Below are 18,245 nucleotides of genomic sequence, written 5' to 3'. Positions count from 1 at the left end.
CACTGACAATCGCGGCAAAACCCAGCTGAGCGGGCCGGTGGGACGCGGGGAGGCCGGTGTCGCCGCACGGCGTGACGCCCGGCCGCATCGCCCGCTCCCGTCGTCACTCCACCACGTGCTGCCCCTCCGGCAGTGCCGAGCAGGAGCTGCGGAACGTGCAGTGGGTGCAGTGCTGGCCGGTGCTGGGCGTGAAGCGCTCCTCCAGGACCCGGCCGGCGGCGGTGGCGAGCAGTTCGCCCACCCAGTCCCCGGCCAGCGGCCCCTGCGCCTGCACGGCGGGCAGCGCGTCCCCGCCCTCCTTCTGGGGCGCGCCCAGCCGCAGGTGTACGAGCTCCGCGCCGCCGGGCTCCGGCCGCCGCCCCTCGAAAGCGGCGTCCACCGCGCCCTCCTGTACCGCGAGCTGGTACACCGCGAGCTGCGGGTGGCGGGCGACCTCCGGGCCGGTCGGCTTCTGCTTGCCGGTCTTGAAGTCGACGACGTACGCCCGGCCCTCCGCGTCCCGCTCGACGCGGTCCATGCTCCCCCGGATGCGCACCGCGTACTCGCCCGCTTCGAGGGTGACGTCGAAGCCGTGCTCGGTGGCGACGGTCTCGCGGCCCAGCGTGCCGCGCTCCATCACGTGCCAGCGCAGGAAGCGCTCCAGGGCAGCGCGCGCGTTGTCCTTCTCCTGCCGCGACTTCCAGGGCGCGTCGAAGGCGAGCGCGTCCCAGACCGAGTCCAGGCGCTCCATCAGGACGGACAGGTCGGCGGGCGTACGGCCGGAGGCGACCTCGTCGGCGAGTACGTGGACGACGTTGCCGAAGCCCTGGGCGGCGGTCGCGGGAGTGTCCGCCTTGACCTCGCGCCCGAGGAACCACTGAAGCGCGCAGGTGTTGGCGAGCTGGTCCAGTGCGCTGCCGGAGAGCGTCACGGGGCGGTCCCGGTCGCGCAGCGGTACGGCGCTGTGCGTCGGCTCGTACAGTCCCCACCACTGGTCGGGGTGGGCGGCCGGCACCAGCGGCTGGCCGTCGTCGTCGCGCAGCGCGGCCAGCTTCGCCAGCCGCTGCGCGGCGGCCTCGCGCAGCGCCGGAGTGGCCTGCGGGTCCACGGTGGTGGCCCGCAGCTCGGCGACCAGCGCGGCGACCGACAGCGGCCGGCGGGGGCGCCCGGTGACGTCCCGCGGCTCCACGCCGAGCTCGGTCAGGAAGCGGGACGGCTGGTCGCCGTCATCGGCCGCGGCCTTGACGGCGGTGACCACCAGGCGCTCGCGGGCGCGGGTGGCCGCCACGTAGAACAGCCGCCGCTCCTCGGTGAGCAGCGCGCCCGGGGGCAGCGGCTCGGCCAGCCCGTCCCGGCCGATCCGGTCCGCCTCCAGGAGCGAGCCGCGGCGGCGCAGGTCCGGCCAGAGCCCTTCCTGTACGCCCGCGACGACCACGAGCCGCCATTCCAGGCCCTTGGAGCGGTGCGCGGTCATCAGGCGCACGGCGTCGGGGCGCACGGTCCGGCGGGTCAGGGTGTCGGCGGCGATGTCCTGGGCGTCCAGCTCCTCCAGGAAGTTGAGCGCGCCCCGGCCGCCGGTACGGGCCTCCGCGCGGGCGGCGGTCTCGAACAGCGCCACCACGGCGTCCAGGTCGCGGTCGGCGTTGCGGGCCGCCGCGCCGCCGCGCCGGGCGGTCCGCTCCAGCCGCTGCGACCAGGTGGGCGTGCCGTCCCACAGCGTCCACAGGGCCTCTTCGGCGGTGCCGCCGCGGGCCAGCAGGGCGCGGGTGGTGCGCAGCAGCTCACCGAGCTGCCGGGCGCCCCGCGCGTACGCCGGATCGTGCGCGACCAGGCGCTCCGGCTCGGCGAGCGCCCGCGCGATCAGTTCGTCGGACGGCGGCGGTACGTCGTGCCCGGCGGCCCGCTCCTCCTCGCGCAGCGCCCGGCCCAGCCGGCGCAGATCGGCGGCGTCCATCCCGCCGAGGGGGGAGGTCAGCAGTTCTATCGCCGTCTCGGCGGTGAGCCGGTGCGCCGCCCCGGTGGGCTCGGCGGCCGGAACGCCGGCCGGGACGTCGGCGGGCTCGTCGGCCGGGACGGGCGTCTCGTCAGCGGGGACGTCATCAGCATCGGCGGAGGCGTCGGCGGCGGAGGCAGAGGCGTAATCGGCAGGCGCGTCATCAGCAGGCTCGTCATCGGCAGGCCCGTCCTCGGCAGGCCCGGACGCCACCGCCGAAGCCGCTATCCGCAGCGCCGTGAGCAGTGGCGCCACCGCCGGTTCCCGGCGCAGCGGCAGTTCGTCGCCGTCGATCTCCAGGGGGACACCGGCCGAGGTCAGCGCCCGGCGCACGCTGGGGATGGAGCGGGCGCCGGCGCGTACGAGGACGGCCATGTCACGCCACGGCACGCCGTCCTCCAGGTGCGCGCGGCGCAGGATGTCGGCGATGTTGTCCAGCTCCGCGCCCGGCGTCGGGTACGTGTAGACCTCGACGCGGCCCCCGTCCCGTACGGCCGCGAGGTCGCGGTGCTCCCGTACTTTCCGGGCCGGCAGACGGGTCAGCGGCATCCGGGAGGTGAGCCGCCGGGTGGCCGCCAGGACAGCCGCATCCGAACGGCGGGAGGTGCCGAGCACCTCCACCGGCGCCGGTTCGCCATCCCTTCGGGGGAACATCAGCGGGAAATCGAGGATGCCGTTGACGTCGGCGCCACGGAACGCGTAGATCGACTGGTCCGGGTCGCCGAAGGCCACGAGCGTACGGCCGCCGCCGGCCAGCGCGCGCAGCAGCCGTACCTGCGACGCGTCCGTGTCCTGGTACTCGTCCACGAACACCGCGTCATAGCGCGCTGCCAGCTCGGCGGCGACCTCGTCGCGCTCTGCGAGCAGCACCGCCCGGTGCACCAGTTCGGCGTAGTCGAGCACGCCCTGGGCGTCCAGCACGTCCAGGTACTCGGCGAGGAAGGCGGCCGCCGCGCCCCAGTCGGGCCTGCCGGTGCGCCGCGCGAAGTCGGCAAGCGCTTCCGGGCCCAGCCCCAGCTCGCGGCTGCGCGCGAGCACCGCGCGCACCTCGTCGGCGAAGCCGCGCGTCGTCAGGCAGGCCCGCAGCTCGTCCGGCCAGCGCACCCGGGCCCGCCCGGCGGCCGCCAGCCCGGCCTGCCCTTCGAGCAGCTCGCGCACGACGAGGTCCTGCTCGGGTCCGGACAGCAGGCGCAGCGGGTCGGCGAACAGGTCGGCGTCCTGGTGGGCCCGTACGAGCGCGTAGCAGTACGAGTGGAAGGTGGTGGCCTGCGGGGCGGCGGCGCTGCCCAGGCGCGCGGCGATCCGGTCCCGCAGTTCGACGGCGGCCTTGCGGCTGAAGGTCAGCACCAGCAGCCGCTCGGGGTCGGCGCCGTCCCGTACCCGCCGGGCCACCGCCTCCACGAGGGTCGTCGTCTTGCCCGTACCGGGGCCGGCGAGCACCAGCAGGGGCCCGGCGCCGTGGTCAACCACAGCGCGCTGGCGTGCGTCCAAAGCAGGAGGGTCCGCCGGTCCCGGCCGGGTACGCACCAGTCGGTACGCGCCGGAGGCATCCCGCCGCGCCGCTCGCCGGCGCGGCTGCGCGGACGGCACGGCCGAAGCCGAGAAGGAGGAACTCACGTGGATCGCCGGTCCTGGGAGGAGGTGCTGGTGGTGGTGCGCACTGCGGTGCGGCGCGGGCCGGTGCGGCCACCGCGCCGGACGCCGGGCGGCGGGGCGGTGGTGCGGGCCGTGCCCGACGCTACGCCAGGCGGCGCACGAGCCGCAGCGCGTCCCACGACGGTACCCGCGACCGCGCGGTGGGTGCGGCGGCCCGTGCCGGACGTGCCCGGCCGGACGGGGGCGCCCCGGCGGCCGAGCGCGCTGGGCGCGCCGGAAGTGCCGTACGGACCGGCCGGGACCGCTGCGCCCCGGGAAGCGGCCGGTACGCGTTCGGCCGTGACGGCGGGCAGGCTGCGGGCCGGGCCCGTCGGCGCCCCGTCCCCGGCTCAGCCACCCACCGTCTCAGCCCCTCCGCACCGGATCGCCACCGCCTCAGCCCCTGCCCACCGGATCGCCGCCGTCTCGGTCCCCCCGCGCCGGATCGCCGCCGTCCCAGCGGGCCCGCCGCATGTCGAGACGCGGTACGTGCCCCTCGGCCGACCGGCCGGCCTCCCGCAGCGGAGTGCCCTCCTCCCTGTAGTGCGCCATCGCGCGCAGCTCGCCGCCGGGCAGCAGGCGGCCGTCGGCGCGCACGACGCGCCACCAGGGCACGGCGCCTCCGTACAGGGCCATCACCCGGCCCACCTGGCGCGGCCCGCCCACGCGCCACCCGGGGTCGTCCTCGCGGCACCCTTCGGGCGGGTCCTCGCCCGCGAGCCACTCCGCGACGTCGCCGTACGTCATCACGCGGCCGGGCGGGATCAGCTCCGCGACCCCCAGTACGCGCTCCGCGTACACGGGGATCTCCACCCCACCGGAATCCGGCGGGCCCCCGCCGTCCTCGGGGGCCCCGTCACCGCCGCGCCCGCCGGGCTCGCCGTACCCGGCAAGCCCTCCCGTTTTCCCACTCATTCGGCCCATCCTGCACCACGCCACCGACAGTCCCCGGTGGCCTGCGCGGTTGCCCGCCGACGGCGTGCGCGGGCGGGCACGACGGCGTATGTTCCGTTTCCCGGCCCATCGAAATGCACCCTGATGCCCCCCGCCTCCCCGCGGCCATGCCACCATCTTCCGGGCGGTGACTGGTGATACGAGATCAAAAAGAGACGGCCGAACAGCAGGGTGCGGTGCCTCCGTGGGAGGCCGGCACCCCTGAGGCGCTGTCCACCGACGCCCCCGCCCGGGGGGACGGGAAACAACGGGGGAAGCCGTCACAGGCTTCCGAGACCGAAAAGGCGAGCACGATCGAGAAGGCCGGAAGAGCCGACGAGTCCGCGAGTCCGGAGGGGCCGGATCAGCCCCGCCGGGCCGACACGGCGACCGCTTCCAGCGGGGCTGGGGGCGCGGCAGAAGAGGAACGCACGGCCGGCGGGGCCGGGGGGGCCGGTCCGCCCGGACCATCGGGGGCGACCGGTACATCCACCCGTGAGCAGTCCGGACCGGACCAGCCGAATCCGGACAAGCCGAGGCCCGACAAGCCGAAGCCGGACAAACCGAGGTCGGAGAAATCGGAGAAATCGGAGAAGGCGGACCGCACCGCCCCACCCTCCGACCGCATCGGCAGCGAGTTCCACGTGGACCAGGTCTCCGGTGACGAGCCGCTGCTCCCCGCGCGGGTGCACCGGCCCTCCGACCTGATGCGCCTGCTGCTGGGGATCGTCGGCATCGCGCTGGTGCTGCTGCTGGCCACCTTCGCGCACGGCACGACCCAGGGGCTCCAGCGCGACATCGGCGAGGGCGCCGGGCTGGCGCCGCGGCTGCTGATCAACTTCGCCGGGCTGGCGTCGAGTGTGGCCGTACTGATCGTGCCGGTGGCCTTCGCCGTGGAACGGCTGATCAAACGCGACGGGCTGCGGATCGCGGACGGCGTGCTGGCGGCGGTGCTCGCGCACGGCGTCTCGCTCGCCACCGATCTGTGGGTGGCCGAGGCGGCCCCGGAGTCCATCCGGGTCGCGCTGACCCAGCCACTGGCCAACGGCGGGCTGACCGCGCCGGTGCACAGCTATCTCGCGCCGGTAATCGCGTACATGACAGCGGTGGGGATGTCGCGGCGCCCCCGCTGGCGGGTGGCGATGTGGTGCGTCCTGCTGCTGGACGCCTTCGCCGTGCTCGTCGGCCGTTACACGACGCCGTTCGCCATCGTCACCACCATCCTCATCGGCTGGACGGTGGCCTTCGGGACGCTGTACGCGGTCGGCTCGCCCAATGTCCGCCCCACCGGCCAGAACCTGCTCGCGGGCCTGCGCCGGGTCGGCTTCCGCCCGGTCCGGGCGGTGCGCGCGGAGGACATCGGCAACCCCGAGCACCCGGAGCACGCCGACCGGGGCCGCCGCTACATCGTCACCCTGGAGGACGGCCCGCCCATCGACGTGACCGTCGTGGACCGCGAGCGGCAGGCCCAGGGGTTCTTCTACCGGGTCTGGCGCCGGCTCTCGCTGCGCGGCATCAACCAGCGCCGCAGCCTCCAGTCGCTGCGCCAGGCGCTGGAGCAGGAGGCGCTGCTGGCGTACGCGGCCATCGCGGCCGGCGCCAGCGCCCCCAAGCTGATCGCCACCTCCGAGCTGGGCCCGGACGCCGTGATGCTCGTGTACGAGCACATCGACGGCCGGCCGCTGGACGCGCTGCCGGACGAGGAGATCACCGACGAGCTGATGCGCAACGCCTGGCGGCAGGTGGCGGCGCTCCAGTCGCGGCGTATCGCGCACCGGCGCCTGGTGGGTGACGCCCTCCTGGTGGATCGTTCCGGCAGCATCATCCTGACCGATCTGCGCGGCGGCGAGATCGCGGCGGGCGACCTGGTCCTGCGCATGGACATCGCGCAGCTGCTGACCACGTTCGCGCTGCGGACCGGCGCCGAGCGGGCGGTGGCCGCCGCCGTCGACGTACTCGACCCGGACGCGGTCGCCGACAGTCTGCCGCTGCTCCAGCCGATCGCCCTCAGCCGTACGACCCGGTCCACGCTGCGCCAGCTGGCCCGCGAGCGCTCCGCACGGGAGCGCGAGGCGGTCCTGGAGGCGTCGCGCGCCGCCAAGGAGCGCAAGGCTGCCGAGGCGGCCGGGCGGGGCGGCGCGCACACACAGGAGCAGCCGGCCAACCGCAAGGTGGCGCGCGCCGAGAAGAACGCCGAGAAGCGGGCGGTCGACGAGGCGCTGGAGGAGGCCCGTGAGGAGGACCTGCTCTCGCAGATCCGCCAGCAGGTGCTGCTGATCCGGCCGACCGCGCCGGTCGAACCGGCCCGCCTGGAGCGCATCCGGCCGCGCACCCTCGTCACCTGGATCGCCGGCGTCTTCGCCGCGTATTTCCTGGTCTCACAGATCACCCACGCCAAGTTCGGCCAGGTGGTCGGCGAGGCCCAGTGGCTGTGGGTGGTGGCGGCGCTGGCCTTCTCGGCGCTGACCTACCCGGCGGCGGCGATGAGCCTGCTCGGCTTCGTACCCGAGAAGGTGTCCTTCCTGCGGACGGTGATCGCGCAGGTGGCGGGCAACTTCGTCAAACTGGTCGCGCCCGCCGCGGTGGGCGGCGTGGCACTCAACACCCGCTTCCTCCAGCGCTCGGGCATCCGGCCCGGCCTCGCGGTGGCGAGCGTGGGCGCGTCCCAGCTGTTCGGCCTCGGCTGCCACATCATCCTGCTGCTGACCTTCGGCTATCTGACCGGCACCGAGCGCACGCCGTCATCGCTCTCCCCGTCCCGTACGGTGATCGCGGGCCTGCTGACGGCGGCCGTGCTGGTGCTGGTGGTCACCGCGGTCCCGGGGCTGCGCAAATTCATCGTCACGCGCGTACGGTCGCTGTTCGCGGGCGTGGTACCGCGCATGCTGGACGTCCTCCAGCGCCCGAAGAAGCTGGTGGTCGGCATCAGCGGCACGCTGCTGCTCACGGCGGCGAACGTGCTGTGCCTGGACGCCTCGATCCGCGCGTTCGGCGGGGGCGGGCAGCTGAGCTACGCGGCCATCGCGGTGGTGTTCCTCGCGGGCAACGCGGTGGGCTCCGCGGCGCCCACCCCCGGCGGCGTGGCCGCCATCGAGGGCGCGCTGACCACCACGCTGACGCTGGCCGGGCTCACCGCGGACATCGCGTTCCCCGCGGTACTGCTCTTCCGGCTGATGACGTTCTGGCTGCCGGTGCTGCCGGGCTGGATCTCGTTCACGCAGCTGACGCGCAAGGGACAGATCTGACGGGCGTACGACAAGGGCGCGCGCCCGGCGCGTACGGCAAGCGCACGCCGGGCGCATACGGCGAGGGCCCGCACACCGGCCGGTGTGCGGGCCCTCGTACGCCGTGCGGAGCGCCGGTCAGTACACCGGCTTCTCCGGCTCGACCGTGTTCACCCAGCCGATGACGCCGCCACCCACGTGGACCGCGTCCGCGAAGCCCGCGGACTTCAGGACGGCGAGGACCTCGGCGGAGCGGACGCCCGTCTTGCAGTGCAGGACGATCTTCTTGTCCTGCGGGAGGTCCTGGAGGGCGCTGCCCATCAGGAACTCGTTCTTCGGGATCAGCTTGGCGCCGGGGATCGAGACGATCTCGTACTCGTTGGGCTCGCGGACGTCGATGATCTCGATCTTCTCGTCCGTGTCGATCCACTCCTTGAGCTGAAGGGGAGTGATCGTGGAGCCGGCCGCCGCCTCCTGGGCCTCCTCGGACACGACGCCGCAGAAGGCCTCGTAGTCGATCAGCTCGGTGACGGTGGGGTTCTCGCCGCAGACCGCGCACTCGGGGTCCTTGCGGACCTTGACCTGGCGGTACGTCATCTCCAGCGCGTCGTAGATCATCAGGCGGCCGACCAGCGGCTCGCCGATACCGGCCAGCAGCTTGATGGCCTCGTTGACCTGGATGGAGCCGATGGACGCGCACAGCACGCCCAGGACGCCGCCCTCGGCGCAGGAGGGGACCATGCCGGGCGGCGGGGGCTCCGGGTACAGGCAGCGGTAGCAGGGGCCGTGCTCGCTCCAGAAGACCGACGCCTGGCCGTCGAAGCGGTAGATCGAGCCCCAGACGTACGGCTTGTTCAGCAGCACGCAGGCGTCGTTGACCAGGTAGCGGGTGGCGAAGTTGTCCGTGCCGTCGACGATCAGGTCGTACTGGGCGAACAGCTCCATGACGTTGCTGGAGTCGAGGCGCTCTTCGTGCAGGTTGACCGTGACGTACGGGTTGATGCCCAGCACCGTGTCCTTGGCGGAGGCGGCCTTGGAGCGGCCGATGTCCGCCTGGCTGTGGATGATCTGGCGCTGGAGGTTGGACTCGTCGACCTCGTCGAACTCCACGATGCCGAGGGTCCCGACGCCCGCCGCGGCCAGGTACATCAGCGCGGGCGAGCCCAGGCCGCCGGCGCCGACGCACAGCACCTTGGCGTTCTTCAGCCGCTTCTGCCCGTCCATCCCGACATCCGGGATGATCAGGTGGCGGGAGTACCTGCGGACCTCGTCGACGGTGAGCTCCTCGGCGGGCTCGACCAGGGGTGGCAGCGACACGGGGACTCCGTTGGTCGGTTCTCGATGGGCGACCCCCCGCCCCGGGCGGACCCGGGGCGGGGGTGGTCTTCCCGTAACACTGCCACGCCCTTCTTCATTCCGAGACACCAGGTCCGATACGCGAGACGAATTCGTCCCAGTAGCCGGGCAGCGACTCCCAGGCGCCGCCGCCGCGGTCGGGCCGGTCGGTGAAGTAGACCGTTCCGGCGCCCTGCCAGCGGGCGATGCGCAGGGCTTCTTCCAGGTGCGTACGGGGAACGCCGTGCACCAGGTGGCAGAAGCGTCCGGCCGGGTAATCGGCGGTCCACTCGGCCACTTGCGACCAGCGGTAGTCGGACCAGCGCCCGGCGAAGGTGACCAGCTGGTCGGCGGCCTCCGCGTAACCGGGGTACGGATGGCTGCCGTGGCCGGTGACGAGGTGCGCGCCGTCCTGGAGGGCCCGCAGGGTGGTGGTCAGGCGCCGCGTCCCGGGCAGCAGTGTCCGCTCTGTGGGACAGCGGTCCAAATAGAAGCCGTCGACCTTGTACCACTCCAGGAAGCGGTGCGCGTCGGAGACCAGGTCCCCGAAGGGGCGGGCCCCGTCCTCCAGGTCCAGGTGGCCCAGCAGCCGGGCGCCCGCGTCCCGCAACTGGGCGGCGGCGGGCAGACAGTACGGGTCGGGCCGGGCCCCAGGGCCCCGCGCGACGTTGAGCACCACCCAGTGCAACGCCGTCGCGGCGCCCCGCGGCGCCGAACCCCGGCCTGCTCCCCCGATGCAGGCCAGGCCCCTGGAGAGCCGCAGCAGTTCGGCCCACTCCGTGGGTGCCATCAGCGGGTGGGCGAACCCGGGGACGCCGACGCCCAGCGGCGCGGCACCGGTCGTGGCGCGCCCGCCGTCCACCGGAGTCGTCAGATACGGCATGCGGCCTCCATCCAGATGTCGGCGAGGGATTCCTCCAGCCCGATCCGGGGCCGCCACCCCAGACGATCACGGGCGGTGCGCACGTCCGCCTGCTGCCAGCTCCCGCACCCGTCCGGATAGGGGTACGCAGGGGGGATGGTGCCGTGTTCAGATGTCGGCCCCGGAATTGCGAGCCGGGCCGCGGCGGGGCCGCCGCCGGGGTAGCCGGGCGGGGTGTCCAGTTCGTGGAGCGAGCCGCCGAACCCGGCGACGCGGGCGAGCAGGGCCGCGGCCTCGCGCAGCCGTACGGCGTGCCCCGTACCGATGTTGACCACGCCCTGCGCGGCGGAGAGCGAGGCGGCGTGCACGGCCCGCGCCACGTCCCGTACGTCCACGAAGTCGCGCTGCACGCCCAGGCCGCCCAGCTTCAGTTCGGTGTCGCCCGACTGCATCGCGCGCCGCATCGCCTCCGCGAGGCGGCCCAGCGGCGAGCCCGCCGGGGTCCCCGGGCCGACGGGTGAGAAGACCCGCAGCACGACGGCGTCCAGGCCGGAGCCGAGGACCAGTTCGGTGGCGGCGAGCTTGCTGACGCCGTACGGGCCGCCGGGGCGCGGGACGGCGTCCTCGGCGGTCGAGGAGCCGGGCTGCGAGGGGCCGTACTCGGAGGCGCAGCCCAGGTGCACGAGCCGGGCGCCGCAGCTGCTGCGCCGCAGCGACTCGCAGACGGTGGCGACCGCGACGGTGTTGTGCCGGGTCAGGTCGCGGGCGCCGCCCCGGGTGGTGCCCGCGCAGTTGACCACCACGCCGGGGTGGACGGCGTCCAGGAAGCGGGTGAGCGCTCCCGGGCTGCCGGAGGCCAGGTCGAAGCGGACGTCCGCGTCGTCGCCGCGCCCGAGGGCGGTCAGCTGGACGGCGGGGTCGGCGAGCAGCCGGTCGGCGACGTAGCGCCCGAGGTACCCGTTGGCACCGATGAGCAGCACCCTCATCGCGCGACCCCCCGGTCCCGGTGTGCTTCGGTGGGCTGGACGTTCATGATCTCGTTCTCCTCGTGCAGGGAGTTGGGGGAGGTAAGGCGGCAGGGTCGGCCACCGCCACATCGGGGGCCGGGAAGTGGCGGTGCGCGCCGTGTGGTTGGCGGACGCCCGTACGAGTACGGACGGCGCCACGGGAGCGCGGCAGGCGTCCTGCCGGCGCCCGCGCGCCCGCCGGGGGTACCGGCGTGCGCGCAGGCGGTGATGGCACGCGCGCCGGGGGTGGTGACGTGCGCGCCGGTGGAAGTGGCGTGCGTATCGCGGGTGGCGACGGGCGTGGAGTCATGGCCGGTCCGCCTCCGCCCGTGGGACGGCGGGGGCCGCGACGGGGTCCGGGGCGTGCGCCGATGCGCCGGTCAGGGCGCGCAGCGCGTACAGCAGCAGACCGGCGGCGGGCAGGGCACAGGCCACGGCTGCTACGGCGGAAGGGCCGAGGAGGGTGACGGCGGCCGTGACCGGCTTGCCGACCGGCGCCAGGCCCGGCAGCCGGGCGGCCAGTACGGAGGCCGGGGCGGCGGCCTCCAGCGCGACGGCGACGGCCGGGCCCGCGGCGGCGGCGACGGGGAAGCCGTGCCGGGCGAGCAGCCGCGCCAGGAAGAGCAGGAGGCCGAGGGCCGAGGCGGCGGCCACCGGTCCCGCTCCCCCGCCGCCGGCGACGGCGTCCACGGCGGCCGACAGGGCCAGCAGCGCGGCGAGTTGCATCGTCACGGTGGTCAGCAGCAGCGGCCGTACGCGCGAGGCGAAGGCAGTCAGGCACCGGCTGTCCGTCAGCCCGCGCCGCGCGCGGGCCGCGAACCAGTGCGCGCACCAGGCGGCGGGCACGACGGCGCATGTCAGGGCGAGTGCGGCACCGCCGGCGTACTGCGGCCGTACGGACGGGAGATCGGTGCCACCGGCCAGCAGCTGCTGCAACAGCCAGTCACCGCACAGTGCGTACCCCGCCAGCCAGCACGTCCACAGCCAGGCGGCGCGCGCGGACGGGCACCGGGCGCGCAGCGGACCGTGGCGGACGCACAGGCGCAGGGCCAGGATGACCAGGCATGTTCCGACCGCAGCGATGACCGTCTGAGCGAGTGCGGGTGACGGGGCGTCACGCCAGGCGCGTGGTACGGGGGTGGGCGCGCCGGCGGCTGCGGCGACGGCGGCCATGGTCGCTGCGCACAGGGCGCCGGGCAGCAGGTGCACCGCCGCCCGGAGGCCCCTCCCGGGCCGTACGGGCTCGGGCGCGGGCGTGTCGGGCGGCGGCGCCTCGGCGCGCGGGATCCGGGCGAACAGCTCCTCGGCCAGCGAGAAGACGTCGCGATGGCGGAAGCGGGCGGCCGTGCGGTCGGTGACGCCGTGTGCCTCCAGGCCGGCGGCGATCTCCATCGGGTCGACGGCCTGCTCGCACAGCGTCCGGTGCCGGTGCATCAGCGTCTTCACGGGGTCGGCGGGGCCGCGGCGGGCGGGGGTGTCCGTGGTCACGGCCGCGCTCCTCTCTGGCGGTCGGCACCGGCGGCCGTACCGGCGGCGGCCGGTTCGGCGGGCCGCTGGTGGGCGGGGCCGGTGGTGGACGGGCGCTCGCTTTCGCCGGGCGGGCGGCCCGCGGCCTGCGTGCTGCCCCCGTCCGGGTCCTGATCGGCCCAGCTCGGAGGGCGGCCGGTCGGCGGTGCGGGCTGTCCGGTACCGCGCATCGCGGCCCAGCGGCCCGGCACATGGGCTTCGGCGGGGCGGGCGAACAGGCGGGGCACGCCGTCCTGGCCCGGTGCGGTGCCGACGGCCGGGCGGCAGGGCGTACGGGACATCAGCTCCAGGTAGATGCCACGAAATGCCGCGATGTTCTGGTCCACCGTGAACAGTTCGAGTGCGCGGGCGCGCGCGGCGGCGCCCAGCCGGGCGCGTCTGCCGGGGTCACGGAGCAGCGCCAGGCACGCGTCGGCGAGCGCGCGCGGGTTGCGGGGCGGTACGACCAGGCCCGTGCCGCCGATGATCTCGCACACCGCGCCGACGTCGGTGGAGACCGTGGCCCGGCCGCTGAGCATCGCCTCCACGAGGGAGCGCGGAAAGCCCTCCGCCACGCTGGAGAGGACCAGCACCGCGCCGGCCGCGTAGGCGTCCTGCGGGCGGGGCGCGTCCGGGCCGCCGACCTCCTCGAAGGAGACCGGGTTGTCGCCCGCGCTGCACGCGTCGGCGGCCTCGTCGGGGAAGAGCTGGGCGGCCAGCGCCCGGCAGTGCGCCAGGTAGGCGGCGTCCTCCGGGCCGGTGCCGGGCGCGCCGACGATGCGCAGGGTGGCGGTGGGCTCGGCCCGGTGGACGCGCGCGAAGGCGTGCAGCAGGGAGACGAGGTCCTTGGCGGGCCCGGCGGTGCCGGTCCACACCAGGGTCGTCGAGTGGTCGGCCGCGGCGTCCGGGACGGCGGTGAAGCCGCCGGCGTCCATGCCCGGGTGGACCGTGCGCAGGCGCTCCCGGTCCGCGCCGCAGCGCTCCTGCCAGCGCCGGGTGTGGGCGTTGCCGGGGGTGACGAGTGCGGCCTGGGCGTACGTCTCGGCGGCCAGCGCGGCGTCGAAGGCCCCCAGCAGGGCCCGTACGGGGGCGCTGAGCCGTGCTCCGGCGCGCGCGAGGTAGTGCTCGCGCAGCCGCACGCCGTACTCGGTGAGCAGGAGAGGGGTACCGAAGAAGCGTTTGGCCAGCAGTCCGGGGAGGGCGGCGGGACCGCCGGTGGCGGCGTGGCAGAGATCGGCCGTGGCGAGCCCGCCGCCTGCGGGGACGTCACCGGTCCCGAACGCGTACGCGCTGCCCGGCGCGTCGCCGTACCAGTCGAGGGAGAGCGGGCGCAGGGCGCGCTCCAGCTCCGCGGTCACGGCCAGCAGGTCGCCCACGCGCGCGCCGTGCGCGGCGCGCGGTGCGCCGGGGGCGCGGCAGGCGGCCTCCAGGAGGCGTACGGCCTCTTCGGAGCGGAGGAGCCCGGGCAGGCGGCCCTGCGCGCGGGCCAGCTCGGCGAGTCCGTAGAGCCCGGCGGCGAAACGGTCCGCCTGACCCTCGCGCCGCTCGCCACCGGCCCCTGCCGACGCGCCGGGGGCGGTGCCCCCGAGCTCCTCGCCACCGGCCCGCACACCGGGCGCCCACGCCGTGGTGAACCCCGCCAGCAAGTCGGCGAAGCACGCCGCGAACCGCCGGCACGCGAGCCGCCCGCGCGCCCGCGCGCGCCGCCCTTCCGGCCGCCAGACCAGCGGAAGGGGAAGCTCCCCGTACAGCGGAGCGGCCCGCACGGCACGGCCCCGGTACGGGGCGGCCCCGGGGGTGCGGACGAGGGCGTAGACCTCGAACTCGTGGCCGGTGAGTCCGCGCACGAGCCGGTCGCACCACGGACGCGTCTCACCGGACGCATCCGGGGCGCCACTCTCGGTGAGCAGAGCGATGCGCACGAGTGCACCCCCGTTCTCCCTGATAGGCGTCGGACGACGGCGGCCGCCCCTGGGAGGCCCGCCGCTACCTGCAGGAAGAAGCTACGCAGAGATCCCGGTGACACGACGGACGGTTGTCCGTCGCGCCACCGGAAGGGGTGAAGAGACGTAACTTTCCACCCCGGTGGGCGTTCTGGCGCGCTATGTGCCGCTCACGCCGTGGCCCGCAGCGCCCGGCGGTCCGCGGACACCTCCGGGTCGAGTACGGGCACCGCCGCCAGCAGGCCCTTCGTGTACGGGTGCGTGGGACGCCCGTAGACCTCCCCGGTGGGGCCCTCCTCCACGATCCGGCCGCCGCGCATCACCGCGACCCGGTCGCTGACCGCCCGCACCACCGCCAGGTCGTGCGCGATGAAGACCAGCGACAGGCCCAGGTCCCGCCGCAGCTCACCGAGGAGTTCCATGATCTGCGCCTGGGTGGTGACGTCCAGCGCCGAGACCGGCTCGTCGCAGACCAGCAGCCGGGGGCCGGGGGCGAGCGCCCGCGCGATGCCGACGCGCTGCCGCTGTCCGCCGCTGAACTCGTGCGGGTAGCGGTGGTACCACGCCGGGTCCAGGCCGACCCGCTCCAGCAGTTCGCACGCCCGGCGCACCACGCGCGCGTCGTCCCGTCCGCCGGCCGCGCGCAGCGGGTCGGCGACCGATTCACCGATGCTGCGCCGCGGGTTGAGCGAGGACACCGGATCCTGGAAGACCATCTGCAACTCGCTGCGGATCGGCCGCAGTTCGCGGTCACCGAGGGCGCCGATGTCCTGGCCCCGGTAGCGCAGCGTCCCGGCGGTCGGGTCCAGCAGTCGTACGAGCATCCGCCCGAGCGTCGTCTTGCCGCTGCCCGACTCGCCGACGAGGCCGACGGTCTCCCCTTCCCGTACGGTCAGCGAGACCTCGTCGACAGCGGTCGTACGGTTCCGCCGCCCGCCGAACTCCCGCCGCAGCCCGACGGCTTCGAGCAGGACGCCGTCCGCGCCGCGGGTGCCGCGCGCGCCGCGTACGGCCGGTTCGGCGTCCACCCGGGGCACCGCCGCGAGCAGTTCCTTCGTGTACGGCTCGCGCGGCGTGCGCAGCACCTCGCCGACGGCGCCGTGCTCCACCGCCCGACCGCCGCGCATCACCAGCACCTCGTCCACACTGCCCGCGACCACGCCCAGGTCGTGGGTGACCAGGAGCAGCCCCATGCCGGTCTCGGCCCGCAGGTCGTGCAGCAGGTCGAGGATCTGCGCCTGCACGGTGACGTCCAGCGCGGTGGTCGGCTCGTCGGCGATCAGCAGGCGCGGTTCGCAGGCGAGCGCCATGGCGAGCAACGCGCGCTGGCGCATGCCCCCGCTGAATTCGTGCGGCCGCGAGCGGGCGCGCCGGGGGGCGTCCGCGATGCCGACGCGCTCCAGCACCTCGACGGCGCGGGCGCGGGCCGCGCGCCGGGAGACGTCCGGCCGGTGCACCCGGTGGACCTCGGCTATCTGGTCCCCGATCGCGTAGTACGGGTCGAGCGAGGACAGCGGGTCCTGGAAGACCATCGCGGCCCGGCCGCCGCGCAGCCGCCGCAGTTCGCGCTCGTCGGCCGCCCGTACGTCCGTACCGGCGACCCGTACCGTACCGCCGACCCGCGCTCCGGTCCCCCGGTGCAGATCCAGCAGGGCGGCCGCGACGGTGGACTTGCCGGAGCCGGACTCGCCGACGATGCCCAGGGCTCGCCCCGGGGCGAGCGTGAAGGAGAGGCCGTCCACGGCCTGCACGGCGGAACCGCCGTCACCGCCGGCGTGGAAGGTGACCGACAGGTCCCGGACCTCCACCAGAAGGTCCGCCGCCGCTCGGGAAGCGTCTGCGGATGTCATGTCAGTGCCACCCTTCGGTCGGCGAGTGCGTAGAGGATGTCCGCCACCACGCCGGCGACGACGACGGCCGCGCCGGTGCCCAGCACCACGCCGACGACCACGGGCAGGTCGATGACCCGCACCGAGTGGACCAGGAGCTGCCCGATGCCCGGCAGCCCGAAGAGGGTCTCGGTGAGCATCGCGCCTCCGAACATCGTGCCGAGGTCGAGCGCGGTGAGCGCGATGACGGGCGGCAGCGCGCCGCGCAGCGCGTGCCGGGTGACGACGGAACGTTCCCGCACGCCGTACGCGCGGAAGGTGCGGATGTGGTCCTCGGCCAGCGTCTCCAGCGTCGAGGCACGGGTCAGCCGGGCGTACTTGGCGGATTCCAGCAACGCCAGCGCCGTCCAGGGCAGCAGCAGGTTCCAGGCCCACTGCTCGGGGTCCTCGGACAGCGGGACGTAGGAGGGGAACGGCAGCCATCGCAGGTACGCGCAGAAGACCATCAGCAGCAGGAGCCCGGTGATGAAGACCGGGGTGGCGGTGCCGACGAGGGTCAGGCCGGTCAGGACGCGTTCCGTGGTGCCGCCGCGGCGCAGCGCGGACAGCAGTCCGGTGCCGACGCCGAGCAGCAGCCAGAGCACCATCGCGCCGAGGGCGAGGGACGCGGTGACCGGCAGCCGGTCGCCCAGCAGCTCGGTGACCGGGGTGCCGCTCTGGTAGGAGAGGCCGAGGCAGGGTGCGTCGCAGTGCAGTACGGCGGTGCCGGACGAGAAGTCGCGGCCGGCCACCAGCCCCTGGAGGAAGTGCAGGTACTGCGTCAGGAGCGGGGCGTCCAGCTCCAGCCGTTCCCGTACCTGCTGGATCTGTCCCGGGTTGCAGCGCGGGCCGCAGGCCAGTTTGGCGGGGTCGCCGGGCGCCACGTAGAAGAGCGCGTAGACGGCGACCGTCAGCAGGAAGAGGACGACGAGCGCGCCGCCCAGCCGGCGCAGGGCGTAGCCGGTCATACGGCCGCCTCCTTCTCACGAGCGGCGTCCGCCGAGCGCCCCGTACGGGCCGAGTGGGTGCCGACCCGCAGCCGGGAGCGCTCGCGCGGATCGAGCGCCGTACGGACCGCGTCGCCGAGGACGGTGAACGCCAGGACGGTCAGCAGCAGGCAGCCCGCCGGGAGCAGGACGTACATCGGATCGGCCCGGAACCAGACCGTCGCGGTGGACAGCATCTGACCCCAGGACGCGGTGGGCGGTTTGACGCCGATGCCCAGGAAGGACAGCGACGCCTCCACGACGATGTTGCCGGGCACCAGGACCGCCGCGTAGGTGATCACCGGCGCGGCGAGCGCGGGCAGCAGCTCGCGGCGCGCCACGCGCAGGGGCCCCGAGCCGCCCAGCCGGGCCGCCGCCACATGGTCCAGCTTCTTCATGGCGAGGGTGCGGGCGCGCACGATCCGGGAGGTGCCGAACCAGCCCAGCAGCCCGATGACCAGCACCAGCAGCAGCGGGCGGGGGAAGTCGGCAGGCACGATCGCGGTCAGCGAGATCGCGATGACGAGCATGGGCAGCGCGGCCAGCACCTCGGTGAACCGGGAGAGCACCTGGTCCGCGAGCCGGTGGCCCAGGCCCGCGGCGAGGCCGACCGCCAGGCCGATCACGACCTGTACGGCCGTGGCGCCGAGCGCGATGAGCAGCGAGATCCGGGCCCCGTACAGCAGCCGGGCGAACATGTCCCGGCCGGTGCCGGGTTCGACGCCCAGCCAGTGGTCGCCGCTGATCCCGCCGTACGGGCCGAGCGGTACGCCGCCGCGCGCGGAGTCGATCAGGTCGTCGTGGTACGTGGTCGGGTCCTGGCCCGCCAGCGCCGCGAGCAGCGGGGCGGCGAGGGCGAGCAGGACGAGCGCGAGGAGGATGGCGGCGGAGGCGACGGCGGCGGACTGCTGCCGCAGCCGCCGCCACACGGCGCCGCGTTGACGGGGCGTCACGCCGGAACCAGGCGTCGCTTC

Annotated in this window: 11 protein-coding genes; 1 reads left to right on the top strand and 10 read right to left on the bottom strand. The window is 74.9% G+C overall.

What is annotated here, in order from left to right; genetic code table 11:
* Window positions 1–103: 103 nt before the first annotated feature.
* Window positions 104–3,562: an ATP-dependent helicase gene (locus IH45_RS0105710; protein WP_107058578.1), complete on the bottom strand. Its 3,459-nt coding sequence runs from the start codon at window positions 3,560–3,562 to the stop codon at window positions 104–106.
* Between the two features lie 441 nt (window positions 3,563–4,003).
* Window positions 4,004–4,522: an MGMT family protein gene (locus IH45_RS0105705; protein WP_324607922.1), complete on the bottom strand. Its 519-nt coding sequence runs from the start codon at window positions 4,520–4,522 to the stop codon at window positions 4,004–4,006.
* Between the two features lie 173 nt (window positions 4,523–4,695).
* Between IH45_RS0105705 and IH45_RS0105700 the strand changes: the two genes are divergently transcribed.
* A complete protein-coding gene (locus IH45_RS0105700; protein WP_030662309.1) occupies window positions 4,696–7,785 on the top strand; it encodes a flippase-like domain-containing protein in 3,090 nt (1,029 codons plus the stop codon).
* Between the two features lie 117 nt (window positions 7,786–7,902).
* On the opposite strand, the gene moeZ is transcribed toward IH45_RS0105700, so the two are convergent.
* The 8 genes from moeZ to IH45_RS0105660 all read right to left on the bottom strand — a co-directional run bounded on the left by moeZ (window position 7,903) and on the right by IH45_RS0105660 (window position 18,224).
* Window positions 7,903–9,081 (bottom strand): adenylyltransferase/sulfurtransferase MoeZ, encoded by a 1,179-nt coding sequence (gene moeZ, locus IH45_RS0105695; RefSeq protein ID WP_030662305.1) that lies wholly within the window; start codon window positions 9,079–9,081, stop codon window positions 7,903–7,905.
* 94 nt (window positions 9,082–9,175) lie between these two features.
* Window positions 9,176–9,982, bottom strand: coding sequence for a spherulation-specific family 4 protein (locus IH45_RS0105690; protein ID WP_030662303.1), 807 nt, complete (start codon window positions 9,980–9,982; stop codon window positions 9,176–9,178).
* Complete coding sequence (locus IH45_RS0105685; protein WP_030662301.1) at window positions 9,970–10,947, bottom strand: NAD-dependent epimerase/dehydratase family protein; 978 nt, start codon at window positions 10,945–10,947, stop codon at window positions 9,970–9,972. Before IH45_RS0105685 ends, IH45_RS0105690 begins: the two co-directional genes overlap by 13 nt.
* A gap of 327 nt (window positions 10,948–11,274) precedes the next feature.
* Window positions 11,275–12,456 carry a hypothetical protein gene (locus IH45_RS0105680; RefSeq protein WP_078897274.1) on the bottom strand — a complete coding sequence of 394 codons (1,182 nt, stop codon included), beginning with the start codon at window positions 12,454–12,456 and terminating at the stop codon, window positions 11,275–11,277.
* Entirely contained in the window at window positions 12,453–14,396 is a 1,944-nt protein-coding gene (locus tag IH45_RS0105675) for a glycosyltransferase (protein WP_063762947.1), read from the bottom strand. The genes IH45_RS0105680 and IH45_RS0105675 overlap by 4 nt, the downstream gene beginning before the upstream one ends.
* Window positions 14,397–14,587: 191 nt before the next feature.
* Complete coding sequence (locus tag IH45_RS0105670; protein ID WP_030662294.1) at window positions 14,588–16,267, bottom strand: dipeptide ABC transporter ATP-binding protein; 1,680 nt, start codon at window positions 16,265–16,267, stop codon at window positions 14,588–14,590.
* Window positions 16,264–17,253 (bottom strand): ABC transporter permease, encoded by a 990-nt coding sequence (locus IH45_RS0105665; RefSeq protein ID WP_030662291.1) that lies wholly within the window; start codon window positions 17,251–17,253, stop codon window positions 16,264–16,266. The genes IH45_RS0105670 and IH45_RS0105665 overlap by 4 nt, the downstream gene beginning before the upstream one ends.
* On the bottom strand, window positions 17,250–18,224 hold the full coding sequence (locus IH45_RS0105660; protein ID WP_234440429.1) for an ABC transporter permease: 975 nt from the start codon (window positions 18,222–18,224) through the stop codon (window positions 17,250–17,252). The genes IH45_RS0105665 and IH45_RS0105660 overlap by 4 nt, the downstream gene beginning before the upstream one ends.
* Between the last annotated feature and the right edge of the window lie 21 nt (window positions 18,225–18,245).

Source organism: Streptomyces rimosus subsp. rimosus (assembly GCF_000720725.1).
Taxonomy (GTDB): domain Bacteria; phylum Actinomycetota; class Actinomycetes; order Streptomycetales; family Streptomycetaceae; genus Streptomyces; species Streptomyces rimosus_A.
The sequence above is the reverse complement of the archived record's forward strand: the minus strand, read 5'-3'. Positions and strand labels throughout refer to the sequence as shown.

Coding starts and splice junctions, on each gene's coding strand:
- IH45_RS0105685 (WP_030662301.1), bottom strand. CDS start 10,947: ATGAGGGTGCTGCTCATCGGTGCCAACGGGTACCTCGGGCGCTACGTC.
- IH45_RS0105705 (WP_324607922.1), bottom strand. CDS start 4,522: ATGAGTGGGAAAACGGGAGGGCTTGCCGGGTACGGCGAGCCCGGCGGG.
- IH45_RS0105690 (WP_030662303.1), bottom strand. CDS start 9,982: ATGCCGTATCTGACGACTCCGGTGGACGGCGGGCGCGCCACGACCGGT.
- IH45_RS0105670 (WP_030662294.1), bottom strand. CDS start 16,267: ATGACATCCGCAGACGCTTCCCGAGCGGCGGCGGACCTTCTGGTGGAG.
- IH45_RS0105665 (WP_030662291.1), bottom strand. CDS start 17,253: ATGACCGGCTACGCCCTGCGCCGGCTGGGCGGCGCGCTCGTCGTCCTC.